This window comes from Bacillus xiamenensis (assembly GCF_000300535.1).
In the GTDB taxonomy this organism is placed as follows: Bacteria; Bacillota; Bacilli; order Bacillales; family Bacillaceae; genus Bacillus; species Bacillus xiamenensis.
In genome coordinates this window covers 1-1977 of the sequence record NZ_AMSH01000112.1, presented here as the reverse complement: position 1 = coordinate 1977, position 1977 = coordinate 1, and the positions used below count along the sequence as shown (strand labels likewise).

Here is a 1977-nt window from a genome sequence, read left to right as displayed (position 1 = left end):
CGGCACGTTTTGCATCGTTTACGCCGGTCAGTTCATTGACGATGTTTCCGCCGTAATCAAGTGCTTTTTCATACCAAGGACGGTTAGCGAGAGCTTCTTGTTCCTTTGCGATCTCACGAGCTTTCTCTTGTTCTTTTTTGATTTTGAGATATTCAGAATTTTGCTTCTCAATATCGCTTTTTGCCTTGTAGATTTCGCTATTTTGATATGCTTTTTTGTCAAAATTCATAGGCGAAATGGCTTTTCCGTCATTTGTCGCATTCATCATTTCTGCGTACAATGCCATTGTAGCCTGCTGTTCGGTCTCTGACAAAGCATATTCATCTTTTAGATTTTGATCAAGCTGCAATGCTTTTCGATTGCTTTATTGTCTCTTTCGAAACAGAACACTGTTAGCCGAATAAACACCAACTTACGCTATTCACTTAAATAGATTTTGCAATGATGACTACACTCCGAGAGGATACCAATTACAGTCAATCATCAATTGAAATGAAAAACTGTCCTCGATACGGCTACCGCAGACCAGCTACTATTCAGGCTCAGAATGTCCCTCTCGTATAGCCACATTCGTCAACACTTTTGTTCCGTATCCAGATACGCCATTGATAAGGGAGAGGCACGTCTCCCAATAAAAAAAGGGACATCAACCAAGGCTCTTAGAGTGCTCAATGCGTTCGTTTTGCTTGTCTCTATCATACGATGATCCACTCAGGAAAAAAGATCCCCATTTTATCGGTTTTTTCTCGGTATGAAGGCCAATAAACACAAAAACCTTGAAAGGCATATAGCCAGTCAAGGTATGATAACAATAACATTATTTTTAGAAGTATCAACTACTTCACCTACTGATTTATCTGAGAGAATATCATAATTGTTTTATATTTCTTTCTAATACAATAAGGCTATTTTAAAGTAACTCCACTCCAACTTGTTTATAAAATTTAACTTTTAACCTCTCTTCTTCGTCCACGTTTATTACCATAGCTTTGTCATCTTTTTTTATACTTGTTACATTATGAAAATCACCTGTAAATACTATAGAATCATTAAATGTAATACTTAGACTACTCGTTTGCTTATATACATCTAAAGTTAAAATCACCTTGAAATTTTGGTCATCTTTGTAAGTATAAATTAATTCTCCATCATCTATATTGCCTGTTATACTCACCGGCTCACTTTGAAAAAGTTCTAATAGATCATATTCATCATACTTGATAAACATTCGTATTCATCCTTTTATTAATTATTTCGGTATAACTGTGATAACATCGCCTGCTTCATTTATAATAACTTTGACATCCAGTGTTTCATGAACAAACGTTCCACTTCTATTACCAGGTATCTTTTTCGTATTCATTATAGCGTCTTCAATAACTGAAGGTGGAATATTTCTTGGATCAACATATTTTTTGATGAAATCACTAAATTCTTTTGTTTGTGGTTTAAATCCTAATTCTTCAGCTTTTTTAATTGCTCTACTTGTTAAAGTAGCTTTTACTTCAGGAATATCAGGTGCCATTCTTTCCAAAGCATGCTGAGAATAACTTCTTCCATTTATTTTCCCTCCGCCTTTTGACATATTCCAACCAATTTCACCCGTACCCTTAATCCCCATTTTACCATGAAACCCATTTGCCCCAAACGGTAAAAGCATTCCCAGCGCCGCATTCATACTCGCTTCCTGCTGTTCTTTCGAGATCTTATTTCCAAACATGTCTCGGCCCGTAATCGCTTCGCTGAAGCCGTTGGTCGCGGTGAGGCCATATAAGCCTTTTTGTGATGTTTTCAGGGCGTCAAAGGATTTTTGTGATGTTTTGTAAATGTCGACTGCTCTGACTGCGGCTGACGTGGCTTGAGTCGTTTTATAGACGGCTTTTCCGCCTTTGAAAATGCGTCCTGCCCAACCGACGATTGGGATATAACCCGCTGCTGCCATGCCGCCTGCAGCGACTCGCTGGCCTGCGGTGAGTT

At 38.1% G+C, this 1977-nt stretch carries 1 protein-coding gene and 2 pseudogenes; all 3 read right to left on the bottom strand.

The features are described from left to right. Positions 1-346, bottom strand: a pseudogene (locus BA1_RS18150) (T7SS effector LXG polymorphic toxin); the annotation flags it as partial. A 564-nt stretch (positions 347-910) separates the two neighbouring features. After that, complete coding sequence (locus tag BA1_RS18145) at positions 911-1228, bottom strand: hypothetical protein (RefSeq protein WP_008362249.1); 318 nt, start codon at positions 1226-1228, stop codon at positions 911-913. Positions 1229-1249: 21 nt separating this feature from the next. Next, positions 1250-1977 (bottom strand): annotated as a pseudogene (locus BA1_RS19215) (T7SS effector LXG polymorphic toxin); the annotation flags it as partial.